Below are 16,916 nucleotides of genomic sequence, written 5' to 3' on the forward strand. Positions count from 1 at the left end.
ATTTCTTGATCGTCAGCGCATTCGCGGCGGCGATGATTTCATTCGATTCTTCCCACGTGGCGCGCACGAAACCGCCCAGGCCGCGGATGGATTTGTATTGCTGCGAGCGCACGGGGTCCTGGCTGATCCAGTCCCAGGCGGTGACGGGGTCCATGGTCTTGCGCGCTTCGCGCCACATTTCCATCAGGCGGCCGCGCACCATCGGGTATTTCACGCGCTGCGCCGAATACACGTACCAGGAATAGCTGGCGCCGCGCGGGCAGCCGCGCGGTTCGTGGTTGGGCAGGTCGGGCCGCGTGCGCGGGTAATCGGTTTGCTGGGTTTCCCAGGTGATCAGGCCATTCTTGACGTACACCTTCCAGCTGCAAGAGCCGGTGCAGTTGACGCCATGCGTGGAGCGCACGATCTTGTCGTGCTGCCAGCGCTGGCGATAGGCGTTTTCCCAGGTACGGTCTTCGTCGACCACGGTGCCATGGCCGTTCGAGAACGGCTCGGCGGGCTTGCTAAAAAATTTAAGACGGTCCAGAAAGTGACTCATGCTACCTCCACATTGCGCCGCAGGAGCGGCGCCAGGTCATAAAAACGCTGCAAGCAGGATGGCTCAAGCGTCGATACAAACAGTCTATCGATGTGCCCTGCCCGGCGGTATTGGCAAGAAGTCGGTTTCCCGCACCAGGAATGCATAGGTGGGTAGTCACTATTGCCTATGGGCGCCGCGACCGTGCTGCGGTATACCTGTCGTCATCGTTCAACACAGAGAAAGAGCACCATGTCGATTACCGATTACGCCAGCCTGCTGCGCAGCGCCCGCGACCAGGAACAGCCGCAACGCCTGCTGTTCACCTTTACCCAGGCGCAAGCCCAGCCAGGCGGCCAGGGCAAGTCCCTTACGCCCGTGATGTGCGCCGACAAGCTGCCCGATGAACTGGGCAGCTTCGAGACATTGATGGAGGAGTCGAAACAGATGCAGACGCACTGGGACGTGGTCTTCGTGGCGGGACTGGCGGGTCGCGAGGGCCAGCCACCCGCCGCGCAGGACTGCGAAGCGCCCCTGCGCGCCATGGTGACGGCCATCGAGCAAGGCCGCATCGACAGCCTGCTGGCGTTTGACCGCAGCGGGGATTTGTTACGGTTTAGCTGAGGGAACTTGTCGGATTACGCCCTGCGGGCTAATCCGACCTACATCATTCTTCCACCAATTATGCAAGGTAGGTCGGATTAGCGTAGCGTAATCCGACACATTGTTGGCGGCACGTTTCGGATTACCTGACCGCATCCGGCCACGGGCGCTCATGCAAATGGCGCGCCCGCTCTATCGGACAGACCAGCGGCAAAAACTGCTGCTGGCGCGCCGAATACGCCATCAGGGCGCCGCTGTCGATGTCGAAATACCATCCATGCAGTTTCAGCACCCCCTGCTCCACCCGGCGCTTCAGCCATGGGTAGGTGAGCAGGTTATCCAGCGACTGCAATATGCTGGCCAGCTCGCACGCATGGTGCTGCTCTTCCGACGAGCGATGCGCCAGCTCGCGCCGCACGCGCTGCGCCACCGGTTCGGCGATGCGCATCCACTGTCCCACGAAGTCCGTTTCCTGCCCTTCCGCGCGCGGCTGCGGTTCCAGCAGCGCGCGGATGCCGCCGCAGCGCGCGTGGCCCAGCACGATGACCCTGGCCACTTCGAGCTTGCAGACGGCAAACTCGATGGCCGAGCTGACGCCGGGCGGCGCGTCGGGCGTACACGGCGGCACGAGGTTGGCGATATTGCGCACGACGAACATGTCACCCGGATCGCTGCCCGTCAGCAGCATGGGGTCGACGCGCGAATCGCAGCAGCCGATCAGCAAGGTCGTGGGCCGCTGCCCGTCGCGCAGGCTGTCGTACAGGGTTTGCGGCTCGCTGAAGTACTGCTGCTGAAACAGGCTGAAGCCGTTGACGAATTTTTCCAGTTCTTCCATGACAGACTCTCATTTCCTCAACGTCTGGCAAGAACGACTTGCCAGACATTCCAACTTTAGCAAGGCATCGGCGCATTCTTGCGCGCATAGCACCACCAGGTGATCGCGATGCAGCTGACATAAAAGCCGATGAAGCACCACAGCGCCGCGTCGGGGCTGCCCGTCAGCGAAATCGAGGTGCCATAGCTTTTCGGGATGAAGAAGGCGCCGTAGGCCGCCACGGCCGACGTGAAGCCCAGGACGGCCGCGCCTTCCTTGTTGGCGTCAAGGATGGCTTGCTCCTGCGCCGCCTTGCCCTTGCCGGCGGCCGCGCGCTGGTGCTCCGTCAAAAAGATCACGGGGATCATGCGGAAAGTCGACGCATTGCCGACGCCCGTGCCGGCGAACAGCAGCATGAACATCCAGAAGAAGCCGCTGAAACTGCCACCCACGCCCGCTTGCGGCATGAAGTACAGCACGCCCAGCACGGCGCCTATCATCAGCAGGAAGGACCACAGGGTGACTCTGGCGCCGCCCAGTTTATCGGAAATCACGCCACCTGCGACCCTCGCCAGCGCACCGACCAAAGGTCCCAGGAAGGCGTAATCGAGCGGATTCACGTCGGGGAACTGGATCTTGATCAGCAGCGGAAACGCGGCCGAATAACCGATGAAGGAGCCGAAGGTGCCCGTGTACAGCCAGCACATGAGCCAGTTGTGCTTGCGCTTGAAAATCACGGCCTGCTCGGAAAACGACGCCTTGGCAGAGGCCAGGTCATTCATGCCGAACCAGGCCAGCAAGGTCGACAGCGCGATGAACGGCACCCAGATGAAGCCCGCGTTTTGCAGCCACATGTCCTTGCTCACGCCATTCTTGACCCAGGTCAGCGAATCGCCGCCCCAGGCGCCGAAGACGGCGAACGTGATCACCAGCGGCACGACGAACTGCACCACCGACACGCCCAGGTTGCCCAGGCCCGCATTCATGCCCAGCGCGAAACCCTTGCTCGCCTTCGGATAGAAAAAGCTGATGTTGGCCATCGACGAGGCGAAATTGCCGCCGCCGAAACCGCACAGCAGGGCCAGGATCAGCATGGTCGGATAGCCGGTGTTCACATCCTGAACGGCCAGGCCGATGCCGATGGCGGGAATCAGCAGCGAGCCCGTGGAAATGGCCGTCCAGCGGCGGCCGCCGAAAATCGGCACCATGAAGGAATAAAAGATGCGCAAGGTGGCGCCGGACAGACCCGGCAAGGCCGTCAGCCAGAACAGCTGGTTGTTACTGTAGGTGAAACCGATGTTGGGCAGATTCACCACCACCACGCTCCACACCATCCACACGGCGAACGCCAGCAGCAGCGCGGGAATCGAAATCCACAGATTGCGCGCGGCCGTGGCCTTGCCCGTGCTTTGCCAGAAGCTCGGGGTTTCCGGCTCCCACGTATTGATCATATAGCGGCTCATTGGTTTGCTCACAGCGTTGCTCCTGCAGGTTGAGGGATAGTCGCCGCACGCAGCGGCTTGAACGAGAAATACATCCAGACGAGGGAAACGCAGACGGTGCCGTACAGCAGCATGAAGGCGCTCGAACGCACGCCGGTGAAGTCCACCAGGGCGCCGAACATCACGGGCAGGATGAAGCCGCCGAGACCGCCGGCCAGGCCCACCACGCCCGAGACGGCGCCGATGTTGTCGGAAAAATCATCGCCGATGAACTTGAAGACGGACGCCTTGCCCACGGCCATGGCGATGCCGACGATGAACAGCAGCGCGGTGAACCACAGCGGCGACAGGCCGATGTGGATGGCCAGCGGCCCCGTGACGGTCTCGATCACCATCTGCGTTTGCGGATACGACAGCAGGAAAAAGCACACCCAGCACACCCACATCACGGCCCAGGTGACTTTCGCCGCACCGTATTTGTCCGCGATCCAGCCGCCAAACGCGCGCAGCACGCCGCCCGGCAGCGAGAAGCAGGCAGCCAGCAGCGCCGCGTGCTTCAAATCAAAACCGTATTCGGCCACGTAATACTTCGTCATCCACAGCGCCAGCGCCACATAGCCGCCAAACACGACAGAGTAGTACTGGCAGTAGCGCCATACGCGGGGGTCCTTCAGCACCTTCATCTGCGCCGAAAAACTTTCGCCCGATGGCGCCAGGTGCGATTTGTCCGTGTACGAAAACAGCCAGAAGATGATGGCCGTGGCCAGCATGGCCACCGCATACACCTTGGGCAGCATCTGCCAGCCGAAGGCGGCGACGATGCCCGGCGCGACGAACTTGGTCAGCGCGGAACCGGAGTTACCGGCGCCGAAGATGCCCATCGCCAGGCCGCGGCGCTCCTTTTCATACCAGCGCGCCACATACGGCGTGCCGACGGAGAACGAGCCGCCCGCCAGGCCCACGAACATGCCCAGCACGAGGAAGTGCCAGTAGGCGGTGGCGTAGGAAATCAGGTAGATCGGCACCACGCTGGCCAGCATCAGCAGGAAGAAAACGCGGCGTCCGCCGTATTTATCCGTCCAGATGCCCAGCGGTACGCGCACGAGAGAGCCCGTCAGCACGGGCATGGCGGCCAGCAGGCCGAATTGTGTTTCAGTCAATCCCAGGCTGGTCTTGATGGGGATGCCCAGTACGGCAAACATCATCCATACCGCGAAGCAGATGGTAAATGCGAAGGTACTGCTTATCAGTACGGACGCCTGCTTGCGCCGCATGCCCGGTTCGACTGCCTTGTTACTACTGTTGTTCTTAGTGCCATCTAGGGTAGCCACGATGTTTCTCCATGAATGCACTGGCCGTCTGGCCAGCCGTCCCGACCAGCTTACGTGGCAGAGGCGAAAGGCACTATCGGCCACAGGGTGATTCTGGAAAGGCAATCTGGATAGCCGCATCGGCAAAAGTGACTAGATGGCGGGGTGCGGACCTAGGCTGGATGGCGGGCGTTTTACAAACGCGGGTATTTTTGGCACACTCGGCACCGACACAACAGGGAGCGGCATGGAGAACAGAACGGAAGCAGATGAAATCGTCACCCGCATGGCCGGGCATGGCGATGTGGCAGCCATGCTGGCATGCGACGCGTATGCGCAGACGCACCCGGAGCGTGGCGATGCCGTGCGCGCCGCCGTCGACAGGGATCTATGCATGGTCGCCATCCGCGCCGACCAGGTGGTCGGCTATGTGCTCACGCACGACGACTTCTTCGGCCACGGTTTTGTCTCGCTGGTGGTGGTCGCTCCCGGCCAGCAGCGGCGCGGCGTGGGCTTGCGCCTGCTGGCGGCCGCCGCAGACGCGTGCCAGACAGAGAAGCTGTTCACCTCGACGAACCAGTCCAATGGCGCCGCGCAACGGCTGTTCGCCAGCGCGGGCTTCGTGCGCAGCGGCCAGATCGAGCATCTCGACGAAGGCGATCCGGAGCTCGTGTACGTCAAATTCCTGCGCTAGGAGCGCATCATCCCGACGGCGTATGGCGCGGCGCGCCAAAGGCGGTTATGCTGGCGCCACCGTCAATCAACACCCACCACATCACGCATGGATTATCTGATCCTCAAGCACTTCCACATGGGTTGCGCCGCCGCCAGCGGCTGTCTTTTCCTCTTGCGCGGCGCCTGGATGCTGCGCGCCTCGCCCGCCTTGCAGCAGCGCTGGGTAAAAATCCTGCCGCACCTGATCGACACGGCCTTGCTGGCCAGCGCCATCGCCCTGGCCGTGTGGAGCGGCCAGTCGCCGGGCAGCCAGCCCTGGCTGGCCGCCAAGCTGTGCGCGCTGGTGGCTTACATCGTGCTGGGCACCATCGCGCTAAAACGGGGCAAGACGCCGGCCGCGCGCCGCGCCGCGTTTGCCGGCGCCGTGCTGGTATTCGCCTACATCATCGCCGTGGCCGTCACCAAACAGGCCTGGCCGCTGTGATGCATCAAAAAATGTAGCGCAGGGTGACGCTGGCATTGCGCGGCGCGCCCCAGTAACCCTGGTTGTACATGCCGAGCTGGCTGTAGTAATGCTTGTCGAACAGGTTGTTGACGTTCGCCTGCAGCGACAGCTGGCGCGACAGCGCATATTTCGCCATCAGGCTGGCCACGGCATAGCCGCCCTGCTCCACGCGCTCCGTGCCCTTCGGCCCCGTGGCATCGCGGTAGGCGCCGCTCTGCCAGTTCACGCCGCCGCCCACCGATAACGCCCGCCAGTCGCCACGCAGCTGATACGTGGAAAACACGCGCGCCAGGGTCTGCGGCACATAGCTGTTCAAGCGCGCGCCCGCGTTGTCCTCGGCCGCCGCGTGCGACACGCTGGCCGATACGTTCCAGCCCTTGGCCAGCTCGCCCGAGACGTCCAGTTCCACACCCTTGCTGGTGGTACCCGAGGCCGCGAAATACGCCTGCGTCAGCGCATTGCCGACAAAATGGCCCGTGTCTTCCTGCGCCAGGCCATCTTGCGCGATGCGGAACACGGCCAGTGCCGCATTGAGTTTGCCGCCAAAATACTCGCCCTTCACGCCCGCTTCCACATTCTTGCCCTGCACGGGGTCGAGATAGCGGCCAAACCGGTCCTGGTAGCCCTGCGGCTTGAAGATCTTGCTGTAGCTGGTGTACAGCGCATGCTGCGCATCGATATCCCATACCAGCCCCGCATACGGCGTGACGGCATGCTTGGCATAGGCGTAGCTGCCGCCCCAGTCATCGACGTGGTCCGCCTTGTAGCGGCTGTAGCGCGCGCCGACGATCAGTTTCAGGGGATCGGCCAGCGAAAAGCGCGCCGTGCCATAGATGCCGCGCTGCTGCACCGTGTCGAGCAATTGCCAGCGCGAGAAATTCGGGTTATTCCAGTCCGGCTCCGGCGTCACGCCCTGCCATTGATGGAAATTGCCGTAGTCGACGCTGCCGCCGGCCAGACCCGGATTGCTGGAAAACTGGTTGCTGCCCGAGACGCCGAACGCCAGATCATGCGTGCGGCCCAGCAGTTGCAGCGGTCCCTGTACATAGGCGTCGACGCTGTCCTGGCGCCGCGTGCCCGAGTAAAAGCCGGCGTAGCCCGTCACGCCCTGCCCCGTGGCCTTGTCCGGCCAGGTATTGGCGAAGAGCTCGGCCGCCGAATAATTGCCCCAGCCGTGATTCAGCATGGCCGTCAGGTTCCAGCCGCTGCCCAGGCTTTGCTCCAGGCGCACAAAAGCCGTCTGGCTGGTGCTGAACCAGCGGCTCCAGGTGGTGGCCGTGGTGGCGGAGCGGGAAAACGTGGCGCGCTCGCCATCCGCATACCACAGCGGCAAGCCGCCATACATGCCGCCGCGCGGGCGGTTATCCTGGTATTCATAACCGGCGATCAGCACGCTGCCGGGCACCAGGTCCGCTTCCACGGTGGCATACGCCATGGCCTTCTTGCCGTGGTACAGATCCACATACGATTCGCTGTCCTGGTAGCTGGCCACGACACGGCCACGCACCTTGCCGTCCGCAGTCAACGGCGTGGAGAGGTCGGCGCTGGCGCGCGCATTGTTCCAGGAACCCAGGCTCAGGGCCGCATTCCCGGCCAGCTGCCCCGCTGACGCGCGCTTGCGCACCAGGTTGATGGTGGCCGACGGTTCGCCCGCGCCCGTCAGCAGGCCGGTGGCGCCGCGCACGATCTCGACCCTGTCGTAGGCCGTCATGTCCAGCGTGCTGTCGCCCACGTTGTAGGCATTGTCGACCGTAGTGGGGATGCCGTCGTACTGATAGCTGGCGATGGAAAAGCCGCGCGCAAAAAACGAAGTACGGTCGCTGTCGTAGCGGTTGATGGCGATGCCGGCCGCGTTTTGCAGCACGTCTTCCACCGTTTGCAGATTCTGGTCATCCATCTGCTGGCGCGTGACCACGCTGACGGCTTGCGGCGTCTCGCGCACGGACAGGCCCAGGCGCGTGGCCGAGCGCATGGTCTGCGTCGTATAGGCGCCGCTGCCTTCCGTCGCGCCGTTCGCATCAAAGCTGGCACTGACCTTCATCTCGGGCATGGTCTGGCCGCCATCGGCCGCTGCCGCGTCGAGCACATAGCCGCCATTTGCCTGCGGTACGGCGCGCAAGCCCGAGCCGGCGACGATGGCGCCCAGCGCTGCAGGCACGCTGTAGCTGCCCGTCAGGCCGGCGCTGCGCTTGCCCGCCAAGGCGGCGGCCTGGTAGGAAAGCATGGTGCCCGTCTGCTGACCGAAGCGCACCAGTACCTGTTCCAGGGTGCCGGCAGGTATCGCCAGCTCGATGCGCGCCGTATTGGCTGTCTGGGCAAGGGGGGCGGCAGCCGAGGCGCCGCTGGCGGCGAGCAACCACAGGGCCTGGCTGACGGCCAGCGCCGCCACGCGGCGGCGGCATACGGTGGAAGCGGAAGAAGCGTAAATAGGAGTTGTGCTGGGCATGCGGACTGTTTTCCTGAAAGTGAATGAAGGGTTCACTTGCCATGTCACGCGAAAATCGAAAACCCCTCAGTTTTTCAGAAAATAATTATGCATGCCGCCGATGCGGCACCACGCTCACCCAGAAACGCGTGCTCTGGCGCACGTCGACGGGCAAGGTGCGCGTCAGCATGTCGAGCACCTGCCCCGTATCGGCCAGCGGGTAGATGCCCGACACGCGCAAGTGCGCGACGGCGGGATCGCAAGCGAGGCGACCATGGCGGTAGCGCGCCAGCTCGCCGATAAACTCGGCCAGCGGCATATCGTGCGCCACCAGCATGCCCGTCGTCCAGGCGTCCGCGCCGGCAGGCAAGGCCTCGATTGCCCCCATGCGGTTCGCCGTGAACATCGTTTGCTGACCGGGGTGCAGCCTTTGCACGGCGCCGGGCGCCAGCATTGGCATGATGTCGACCGCGCCCGCAAACACGCCCAGGCGCGTGACGTCGCCACCGGCGCGCACGGCAAAGCGCGTGCCCACCGGTTGCAAGCGGCCTTGCGCCGTGTGCACCAAAAACGGCCGGCCGGCCGGATCGCGCGCCGTGCTGACCATGATCTCGCCCTTTAATACTGTCACCAGGCGCTGGCCCGCGTCATAGCGCACGTCGATGCTGGACGCCGTATTGAGCGCGATGCGCGTGCCGTCGTCCAGCACGACGTGGCGCAGCTCGCCCGTACCGGTACGGTAATCGGCCAGCCAGAAGCGCGCCTGCTCATCGCCGCCCGCCAGCCAGGCGCCGCCGCCCACGGCCAGCAGCGCCAGGAATGTCAACGACTGGCGGCGCGCGGCGTTGGCCTGGGCATGCGCGGGCTTGCGCGCCAGCGTGCCGTGCGCCAGCGGCGCGGGCAAGTCACGCATGCGCGCCATGCAGACTTCGACATGCTGCCAGGCTTGCTCATGTTCCGGGTCGCTGCCGCGCCAGGCGCGCCAGGCCTGCTCCACTTCCGGCGCTACGTCGCCGGCCTGCAGGCGCACCAGCCATTCGACAGCTTGCAGGCTGGCCGCTTCCGGCGTCAGGGCGCCCATCACGGTGCCGGCTGCGCAAAGAAACATTGGTGCATGGCCTTGACCAGGTAGCGCTGCACGGTGGCCAGCGAGACATTCAGTTCCAGCGCAATGGCCGCCTGCGGCATGCCATCGAGCTGCGACAGCAGAAAGGCGCGGCGCACGGCCGGCGCCAGGCCATCGAGGCGGCGGTCGATGTCGAACAGGGCTTCGAGCAGAATCGCCTGCGCCTCGGGGTCGGGCGCACTTTGCGCCGGCAGGCTGGCCAGGGTGTCCAGATACGCCGCCTCCAGATCGCGGCGGCGATACAGATTGCCCAGCACGCCCTTGGCCACCGTCGTCAGGAAGGCACGCGGCTCGCGCGCGGCGATGCTTTCTTCGCGATTGAGCAGGCGCATGAAAGTGTCGTGCGCCACGTCGGCCGCATCAAAGGCGTTGCCCAACTTGTGCCTGAGCCAGCCTTGCAGCCACCGGTGGTGATCGTGATACAGGCTGCCCACCTCCTGGTGAACGCCGGGTTGGGCAGGCGGCACGTCGCAACCTCCTTGATTCGCGAATAATAATGATTCGCATTCTATATCCATGCGGTGCTGCGGTGCAAGCGCCCTGCAAATGCCTGTCTGACGCGATTCTTGCAAACACTGCCATGATGATCGCGTCCGTCGGCGTAGCGCGCGTTGCAAGTTCTGCAGAGCGCGCCCAGATACGCGGCAATGATAGTATTGGCAACACCTGAACAAGCAGGCCTCCCTGGCCATGTATCCACACCATTGAAAGGCAAACATGCTGCTATCTGAACTGCTGACCAAGCTGACCTGCGGTGAACTGGAAGGAGAGGAACTCGACGAAGCCGTCACCGCCATCACCGCTGCGCCCTCCGCTCCGCGCGACGAGTGGATCGACAGCGATGCGCAGGCCTACACGGTGGCGATCCTCTTGCATCTGGCCCGCCATATGGCGTCGAGCGACAAGCTCGATGAACTGCACGAACAGATACAGGACATGTTCGACGAATTCCCGGACTTCCCCTATGAAATGCTCGAGGACAGCGGCGGTAGCGCGCTGCCCTATTTCGAGTGGCTCGACACGGAACTGGCGCGGCGCGCCGTGGAAGACGGCGGCTATGAGCTGATCCAGATCGACGGCAACGGCTCCGACGAAATGGATGCGCTGGTGGTGTACCGGCGCGACACGGACGATATCATCCAGGCGGCGGCATTGATGGGAGTGACGATAGTCCGGCCGCTCACCTACTATCGCGGCATCGAAGCGACGGTGGGCAAGCGGCCGTTCTGAGTACCCACGACTATTGCATCGGCAAGGCGCTCACGTCGACGGCGGGCGCCTGGCCCGTGGCCGGGCGCGTGAAGTTCTGGCCGGTTTTCACGTACCCGGCGAAGAAACCGCCGTTATGCAGGTAGAACTTGCCGTTTTCCACGCCGCCCGCATAATCCATGCGCTGCGCGTTGGTGGCCGTGGCGTCGCCCGTGTAGCGCCCTGCCGTCACTTCCGACCAGGTGCCGGCAACGTTCCTTGCCCACTGATTGCCGAACTGGACGCGGCGCTCCGTGTGGCCCAGGGTATCGATGAAGTTCTCGAGGAAGGAATGCACGCGCGTCAAATACGTGGAAATCGCCGGCCGCTTCCAGGTGGCGATGTAGCGCCATTTTCCCGTCTCGGGCGCGAAGAACCAGGCCGAGTAATCGCTGCCGCCCTTGCCGTCGGGCCGCGCGCGCGTGATGAAGCGGTACGTGGTGCCGGCCGCCCAATGATAGGAAAGGTAGGTTTGCCCGCCAGTGCCCTCGCCGCCAAATGCGTTGTCGACCACACCGGCGCCCTTGCTGACCAGGGTGGTCTTGGCGCCATTCTCGGCGTCCCACACGGAGAACAGGATCCAGCGCTCGCTGGGAGACTTCACCTGGATGCCCATGTAACCCTGGCCAAAGCCGTTGGCCATGAAGTAGGAGCCAATGGCGTCCTGTCCCACGGGTATCGTCATCTCGTTATAAAAATACTCGGTATTGGCCGGCACCGTGTAGCCCATGTGCACGGACGGCCCGCGCCGCGACCAGTAGTAATTGGCGCGGTCATTCGCGTAATTGAGCGCGGCGCCGGCCGCCACCTTCAGCGCGGCGACCTCGCCGAACGTGGCTTTGGCGCGCGTCAATCCCTGCAAGTCCACCTTCACATAGCCGGCCGCCGGCACATTGACCGTACCGACGGCGTAGGTCTTGCGGTCCTTGCCGGCCAGCCTGACGTCGAACGGCGTGCCGTTGATCTTCACGCGGATGGTGCTGTCGCCGCCATCGGCCAGGCTGGCGTCCAGCGCCACCTGGACGGGACCCGCTTCAGCCACGCGGAAATACGTGCTGGCCACCGCTGCCGGATTGCTCCAGCCGGTCAGGCCATGTTCGCCGATGACGGCGCCCTTGTCTGCACTGGTGATGAAGGCATTGCCGGCCAGTTCCACGCTGGCGGGCGTCGCGGACGCCACGGGCGCGGCCACGCAGGCGGCCACGCAGGTGGCCAGTAAAGGCATGGCGGGAAGGACTGCGTAGAACAAGGAACTTGTGTGTTTCATCAACGTCTCCTGGAATGGAAAAACCCCGCTACGGCGGCAGGCGCGGTAGCGGGTTGTGAAACCTTAGTACTTGCCGTCGAGGGCGAAGATCGGCTTGCGCGCTTTCCACTGGCCGCCCGTGAAGTCGGGGAAGTCCAGGGTCTGGAAGTTGGCGGCGATCGACTGCTCGGACAACGGCGTGATGGCGCTCCACGTGACGGCATCGTAGATATCGATCGGCATCGGCGCGTTGGCCTTCAATGCTTCGACAAAGGCGTGGATGACGAAGAAGTCCATGCCGCCGTGGCCCGCGCCTTCGGCTTGCGCCGCGTATTTGCGCCAGACCGGGTGCTCATACTTGTCCTGGTAAGTCTTGAAGTCGTCCCACTGGTGCGGCTTGCTGACGCCTTCGATATGAATCGAATTATTCAAGTCCATCCACAGGCCGTCCGTGCCTTGCACGCGGAAGCCCAGCGAATACGGGCGCGGCAGGCTGGTATCGTGCTGCAGGATGATGGTTTCGCCGTTTTCGCACGCCAGCGTGGTGGTGACGACGTCGCCCAGCTTGAATTTCACCTTGGCGTTCGCATGCTGCGCGCCGCCCGGCTGCTTGACGATGTAGTCGTGCAAGCCGCGCGCCTTGGTCGCAAAGGCGTTGATGCGCGTAAAACGGTTGCCGCGATTGATGTTCGTGTACATGGCGCACGGGCCGATGCCGTGGCTCGGATACAGTTCGCCATTGCGCTCGACCGAGTGCTGCGTGCGCCAATGGGCTTCCGACCAGCCCTTCTCTCCGAATTCCACGCCGCCGCCATACGGCTTTGCCGGATTGCCGCTGTTGAATTTGACAGCGCGCAAATCGTGCTGGTAGCCGCCCTGCAGGTGCAGCAGTTCGCCGAACAGGCCCGCGCGCACCATCTGCAGCGCGGCCATCACGTCGCGGCGGTAGCACACATTTTCCAGCAACATGTACGGCGTGCCCGTCTTCAGCTGGGTATTCAGGACATCCCAGTGGTCTTGCAGGGTGATGCCGGCCACCACTTCGCAACCGACGGCGATTTTCGCCTGCATCGCGGCAATCGCCATCGGTGCGTGGAATTCCCACGGCGTGGCGATGATCACGCCATCGAGGCCGCCCGCGTCCAGCATGCGCTGGTAGGCTTTCTGGTCGCGATCTTCGCCATAGGTGCGCGGACGCGGCTTGCCCGCTTTGGCCACCTGGCCCAGCGCGTGTTTCAGCATGATCGGTTCGATATCGCACAGGGCAACCACTTCCACGTCGTCGCGGCGCACCAGTTCGGCCAGCAGCACCTGGCCGCGCATGCCCGTGCCGATCAGGCCCAGGCGGACCTTGTCGCGGCCGGCGGCAGGTGCGGCGCTGGCATCGCCAGGCAGCAAGGCGCTGCCGGCCATGGCGCCACCGGCCAGCGCTGCGCTGGCGGACAGGAAATTGCGTCGATTGATTTGTGTCGTCATTGGTCTCTTCTCGCTTCCGTTGGTAATGATCGTCACCGGCACGCCGCACGGCGCGCCGGTTGCAGGTTAATAAGTGTATTCAGCCGTGAAGCGCACGGAACGCGGCGCCGTGCGTCCATCGACCTGCAGGTAATTGCGGGAGATGGCGCCATGGTCTTCGCGCGTTTCGGTATAGCGGGTGACGGTCTGGCTGTTGAACACGTTGAACACGTCCACTTTCAGGCTCAGGCCTTTGACGGCGCTGGGAGTATAGGCCACATTCATATCCAGCTGGGCTTGCCACGGCAGGCGACCCTGGCTGCCGCGCGGCGCCGGCTTGCCGTTGCAATAGAAGTAGGAATCGCCGTAATTGCCCTCGAACTTCAGGTTATCGGGCAGCGCGCCGATGCAGTTGCGCGGCGCGCCCGAGATCAGCGACAGGTTGGCGCCCACCATCACGTCCGGGATGACCTGCATGAAGCCGTAGGCCTTGAAGGCGTGGCGGTGGTCGCCCGGCAGGTAGCCATACGCGTTGTACATCAGTTCCTTGTGGTCGTCGCTGACCGTCAGGCCCACGTCGCCGCCGCCGATGCTGTCCGTCTGGCCTTCCATATTGCCCTTCAGGCCGGACAAGGTGTAGGTCAGCTTGCCGTACCAGCCGTTCGTGTACGGGTGCTCGACAAACATGTTCAAGGCGCGGTAGGTGCGCGATGGCAGCGGGTTGCCCCACTCTGCCGCCGAAATATCCACGCGGCGCAGGCCCTTGCCATCGTCAAAGTCCACCATCAGGCTGTTGTCGCGACCCGGATTGATGATGGCGCACTGGAAGCCGCTCCAGTTAGCCGTATCGACGCTGTTGCGCGTGGCCCAGGCTTGCAGCGGACGCGCGTCGCAGACGTCGTCGTTGGTGTCGTTCAGCTTGCGATACAGGACGCTGGCGCCCACCACCAGTTTCTTGCTCAGGGCGCGTTCGAAGCCCAGCGAGAACTCATCCTGCGACAGCGGTTTCAGGCCAACGGCCGTCACTTCGCGCGCATCGCGGCTCTGTCCATATGCATTGTTGGCCGAATACGGCTTGCTGATCGCGTGCAGGCCCGTCGGCGCGCCCGTGACGGGATCGACGCCCGTGTAAGTGTACATCTCGCTGGTGGCCAGGAAGGGGCTGGCCATGTTGCTCGATAAATTCGATGGCACCGGCAAGTGGTAGCGGCCGCCGTTGGCGAAGAATTTCAGGCTGCCGTCGCCCAGGTAATCCCAGGTGGCGCCCACGCGCGGGGCGATCATGTTGCGCTGCGAAATGAAGGCCACGCCATCGGTGCTGTAGTTGGTGAACTGTTCCCGGCGCAGGCCCAGGTCCAGCAGCACGCGTTCCGTGACCTGATAGTGATCCTGGATGTACTGCGCCGATTGCACGCTGGTCGGACGCGCCAGATTGGCGTTCAATTCCTTGCTGACGTAATAGCCATCCTTGCCATAGCCGTTGCCTTGGGCCGGCGTCTCAAAGGCGCCGTTGATCAGGAGCGTCGGATCCTTGACCTTCTCGTACCTCCAGCGGTAGCCGCCGGCCAGGCTCAGGCCCACTTGCGATTCCACGTCGATGCGGTCGATGCCGCCACGCAGCGAGTGCTTGCCCAGCTTGTATTCCAGGTCCAGGCGCTTGGCCTTCTGGCGGTCTTCCGAGGATGGGTCGACCAGGGTCCCCGTCACCGCCTGCGGATTGGCGTACGTCAGTCCAGGTACACGGGTATCGCTATTCGAGACCGTCTGCGCCAGGCTCGGATCGTAGCCATTCGGCATGCGGCGGTGCGATGTGCGCGATTCGCCCATCATGGCCGTCACCGTCAACTGGTTCGTCAGGTAGCCCGTGTACTTGAAGATGTCGACATTCGCGCCCGGCGCGGCCGACGAACCGCAGCAGTTGATGGTGGTCTCGCTCCCGCCGCCAGGCACGTTGTTGCGTTTCAGCGTGGCATAGTCGAAGCCATAGCTCTGGCTATCCGTAGTCGTGCGGTCATACAGCTTGGTATATTCAAAGTGATGGTCGTCCGTCAGGTTGTAGTCGAGCTTGGCCATCATGCGGTCAACCTTGCTCTTGCTCTCGCGCCAGCCGTTCGGCTGCACCTTGTCCGAGTCGTCGCGCGCACCGGCGACGGCGCCGCCGTCCGTGCGCGTCTGTTCCAGCGCCACGAAGGCGAACAGCTTGTTCTGGATCAGCGGCCCGCTGCCGTACAAGCCGACGACCTTGCTGGTGCTGCCGTTATCGCGGTTCCAGTACTTCAAGGTGCCATCCGTGCCCGGATTGGCGCCCGTGTTCGGGTAGTACCGGTTTTCCGTTGTGCCCTTCAGCGAACGGGGGATGATGGAGACCTTGCCGCCGAATTCGACCTTGTTGCCGCCGCTCTTGGTGGTGATGTTGATCACGCCGCCCGTGGAGCGGCCAAACTCCGAGCCGTAGCCGCCCGACAGCACCTGCAGGTTGGAGATCGCGCCAAACGGCAGCTCCGAGGCGCCCACCTGGGTCAGGATATTCGTGATGGGGAAACCGTTGACGTAGAAGGCGTTTTCCGACTGGCCCGAGCCGCCGATCGACGGCGCATTGCCATACACGCTGTTGGTGCCGCGCGCCACGCCCGGCGTCAGCTGCACGATGGACGCCACATCGTTCCCGACCGGCAGCGCTTTGAGTTCCTTGGCGGTGAAGATCACGCCATTGTTCGTGTTCGATACGTCGATCGGGTTGCGCGACGCTTTCACCACGACGGTCTGCTCCTGGCCCACGGAAGCGGCCACGCCGGCCGGCCCGAAGTTCGCTTCCGCGCCGGCGCCGATCAGGGCTTCGACTTCCTGCGACGCTTCCACCGAACCGGCACGCAGCACGCGCACCGCATAGCGGCCTGGCGGCATGGAGTTGGCCACATAGCGACCCGACGTATCGGGCGTCAAAGTGCGCCGCACGCCCGTGGCCAGGTTTTCCAGCACCACGGTGGCGCCGGCCGGTGCGCTCACTTCGCCGAAAATGGTACTCGTGGCGTTCGACTGTGCCCAGGCCTGGCCTGGCACGCCGGCCGCCAGTGCGATCACGATCGCGGCGGCGCGGCTGATGTCGCGCAATTTGAGTCGGGTGGTATGCATGCTGTGTCTCCGTCTATATCGAGGGTTTTACGCGTCCTCCCCGCTCCGGGACGGAGTCGGGGGAAGGCCATTTTTATGGTGTTCGTCGGAAGGTAGAGCCAGACAGCCGCACCTTTCGGGAAATCAGTCCGTATCGGCTGATTTTCGTTTTCTGGGGATTACTTTAAAAAGAAAAATAAGTATCGTCAACAAAAAGAAAGTTATAACGCAAATTTATCGCTTAACCGGGTAAATAAACGCGATTTATCTTTCGATTCAATCAGTGGCGCGGCAGATAACTTTCGTTATCGTGGTATGACAGATACACGCGTAGGCAGGGAAGTGAGCGGGAACGGTGAAACGGACCAAAAATCCGGGGAGAAAAACGCGAAAACAGCCCTGATGGGCTGCTTTCACTTACGCTTATCTTTCGTATTGC

At 63.5% G+C, this 16,916-nt stretch carries 13 protein-coding genes and 1 pseudogene; 4 read left to right on the top strand and 10 right to left on the bottom strand.

Features of this window, described 5'->3' with window-relative positions:
* Positions 1 to 538: pseudogene (gene narZ / locus K0F86_RS27570) on the bottom strand (nitrate reductase subunit alpha); the annotation flags it as partial.
* 231 nt (positions 539 to 769) lie between these two features.
* Between narZ and K0F86_RS15825 the strand changes: the two are divergent.
* Positions 770 to 1,141, top strand: coding sequence for a ribonucleotide reductase subunit alpha (locus K0F86_RS15825; RefSeq protein ID WP_219135296.1), 372 nt, complete (start codon positions 770 to 772; stop codon positions 1,139 to 1,141).
* Between the two features lie 121 nt (positions 1,142 to 1,262).
* On the opposite strand, the gene K0F86_RS15830 is transcribed toward K0F86_RS15825, so the two are convergent.
* From K0F86_RS15830 to K0F86_RS15840, 3 genes are read right to left on the bottom strand one after another with little or no spacing between them, the layout of a single operon-like run.
* Positions 1,263 to 1,955 carry a carbonic anhydrase gene (locus K0F86_RS15830; protein WP_219135297.1) on the bottom strand — a complete coding sequence of 231 codons (693 nt, stop codon included), beginning with the start codon at positions 1,953 to 1,955 and terminating at the stop codon, positions 1,263 to 1,265.
* A 56-nt stretch (positions 1,956 to 2,011) separates the two neighbouring features.
* Entirely contained in the window at positions 2,012 to 3,397 is a 1,386-nt protein-coding gene (locus K0F86_RS15835) for a NarK family nitrate/nitrite MFS transporter (RefSeq protein ID WP_219135357.1), read from the bottom strand.
* An 8-nt stretch (positions 3,398 to 3,405) separates the two neighbouring features.
* Positions 3,406 to 4,650, bottom strand: coding sequence for a nitrate/nitrite transporter (locus K0F86_RS15840; RefSeq protein ID WP_219135358.1), 1,245 nt, complete (start codon positions 4,648 to 4,650; stop codon positions 3,406 to 3,408).
* Between the two features lie 283 nt (positions 4,651 to 4,933).
* Between K0F86_RS15840 and K0F86_RS15845 the strand changes: the two genes are divergently transcribed.
* Both K0F86_RS15845 and K0F86_RS15850 read left to right on the top strand, forming a co-directional pair.
* Positions 4,934 to 5,380 (top strand): GNAT family N-acetyltransferase, encoded by a 447-nt coding sequence (locus K0F86_RS15845; protein WP_219135298.1) that lies wholly within the window; start codon positions 4,934 to 4,936, stop codon positions 5,378 to 5,380.
* 87 nt (positions 5,381 to 5,467) lie between these two features.
* Positions 5,468 to 5,845, top strand: a complete 378-nt coding sequence (locus K0F86_RS15850) for a SirB2 family protein (protein WP_219135299.1) — start codon at positions 5,468 to 5,470, stop codon at positions 5,843 to 5,845.
* Positions 5,846 to 5,849: 4 nt separating this feature from the next.
* On the opposite strand, the gene K0F86_RS15855 is transcribed toward K0F86_RS15850, so the two are convergent.
* From K0F86_RS15855 to K0F86_RS15865, 3 genes are all read right to left on the bottom strand, one after another.
* The gene (locus K0F86_RS15855; protein WP_257572179.1) at positions 5,850 to 8,312 is read right to left on the bottom strand and encodes a TonB-dependent receptor; all 2,463 of its coding nucleotides are present in this window, start codon (positions 8,310 to 8,312) and stop codon (positions 5,850 to 5,852) included.
* Positions 8,313 to 8,397: 85 nt separating this feature from the next.
* Entirely contained in the window at positions 8,398 to 9,399 is a 1,002-nt protein-coding gene (locus K0F86_RS15860) for a FecR domain-containing protein (protein WP_219135300.1), read from the bottom strand.
* Positions 9,372 to 9,884, bottom strand: a complete 513-nt coding sequence (locus tag K0F86_RS15865; protein ID WP_257572180.1) for a sigma-70 family RNA polymerase sigma factor — start codon at positions 9,882 to 9,884, stop codon at positions 9,372 to 9,374. The genes K0F86_RS15860 and K0F86_RS15865 overlap by 28 nt, the downstream gene beginning before the upstream one ends.
* 250 nt (positions 9,885 to 10,134) lie before the next feature.
* On the opposite strand from K0F86_RS15865, the gene K0F86_RS15870 reads away from it, so the two are divergent.
* Positions 10,135 to 10,647, top strand: coding sequence for a hypothetical protein (locus tag K0F86_RS15870; RefSeq protein WP_219135302.1), 513 nt, complete (start codon positions 10,135 to 10,137; stop codon positions 10,645 to 10,647).
* 10 nt (positions 10,648 to 10,657) lie between these two features.
* On the opposite strand, the gene K0F86_RS15875 is transcribed toward K0F86_RS15870, so the two are convergent.
* The 3 genes from K0F86_RS15875 to K0F86_RS15885 form a co-directional block, all read right to left on the bottom strand.
* Complete coding sequence (locus tag K0F86_RS15875) at positions 10,658 to 11,932, bottom strand: DUF3472 domain-containing protein (protein ID WP_257572181.1); 1,275 nt, start codon at positions 11,930 to 11,932, stop codon at positions 10,658 to 10,660.
* A 63-nt stretch (positions 11,933 to 11,995) separates the two neighbouring features.
* Positions 11,996 to 13,387, bottom strand: coding sequence for a Gfo/Idh/MocA family protein (locus K0F86_RS15880; protein WP_219135303.1), 1,392 nt, complete (start codon positions 13,385 to 13,387; stop codon positions 11,996 to 11,998).
* A gap of 66 nt (positions 13,388 to 13,453) precedes the next feature.
* Positions 13,454 to 16,498, bottom strand: a complete 3,045-nt coding sequence (locus tag K0F86_RS15885; protein WP_219135304.1) for a TonB-dependent receptor — start codon at positions 16,496 to 16,498, stop codon at positions 13,454 to 13,456.
* Positions 16,499 to 16,916: the final 418 nt, after the last annotated feature.

Origin of the sequence: Janthinobacterium sp. UMAB-60, assembly GCF_900095235.1 — a bacterium.
Taxonomy (GTDB): domain Bacteria; phylum Pseudomonadota; class Gammaproteobacteria; order Burkholderiales; family Burkholderiaceae_D; genus Janthinobacterium.

Excerpts from the sequence above, each read along its gene's own strand:
- K0F86_RS15825 (WP_219135296.1), top strand. The coding sequence starts at position 770 with ATGTCGATTACCGATTACGCCAGCCTGCTGCGCAGCGCCCGCGACCAG.
- K0F86_RS15830 (WP_219135297.1), bottom strand. The coding sequence starts at position 1,955 with ATGGAAGAACTGGAAAAATTCGTCAACGGCTTCAGCCTGTTTCAGCAG.
- K0F86_RS15835 (WP_219135357.1), bottom strand. The coding sequence starts at position 3,397 with ATGAGCCGCTATATGATCAATACGTGGGAGCCGGAAACCCCGAGCTTC.
- K0F86_RS15840 (WP_219135358.1), bottom strand. The coding sequence starts at position 4,650 with ATGCGGCGCAAGCAGGCGTCCGTACTGATAAGCAGTACCTTCGCATTT.
- K0F86_RS15845 (WP_219135298.1), top strand. The coding sequence starts at position 4,934 with ATGGAGAACAGAACGGAAGCAGATGAAATCGTCACCCGCATGGCCGGG.
- K0F86_RS15850 (WP_219135299.1), top strand. The coding sequence starts at position 5,468 with ATGGATTATCTGATCCTCAAGCACTTCCACATGGGTTGCGCCGCCGCC.
- K0F86_RS15855 (WP_257572179.1), bottom strand. The coding sequence starts at position 8,312 with ATGCCCAGCACAACTCCTATTTACGCTTCTTCCGCTTCCACCGTATGC.
- K0F86_RS15860 (WP_219135300.1), bottom strand. The coding sequence starts at position 9,399 with ATGTTTCTTTGCGCAGCCGGCACCGTGATGGGCGCCCTGACGCCGGAA.
- K0F86_RS15870 (WP_219135302.1), top strand. The coding sequence starts at position 10,135 with ATGCTGCTATCTGAACTGCTGACCAAGCTGACCTGCGGTGAACTGGAA.
- K0F86_RS15875 (WP_257572181.1), bottom strand. The coding sequence starts at position 11,932 with ATGAAACACACAAGTTCCTTGTTCTACGCAGTCCTTCCCGCCATGCCT.
- K0F86_RS15880 (WP_219135303.1), bottom strand. The coding sequence starts at position 13,387 with ATGACGACACAAATCAATCGACGCAATTTCCTGTCCGCCAGCGCAGCG.
- K0F86_RS15885 (WP_219135304.1), bottom strand. The coding sequence starts at position 16,498 with ATGCATACCACCCGACTCAAATTGCGCGACATCAGCCGCGCCGCCGCG.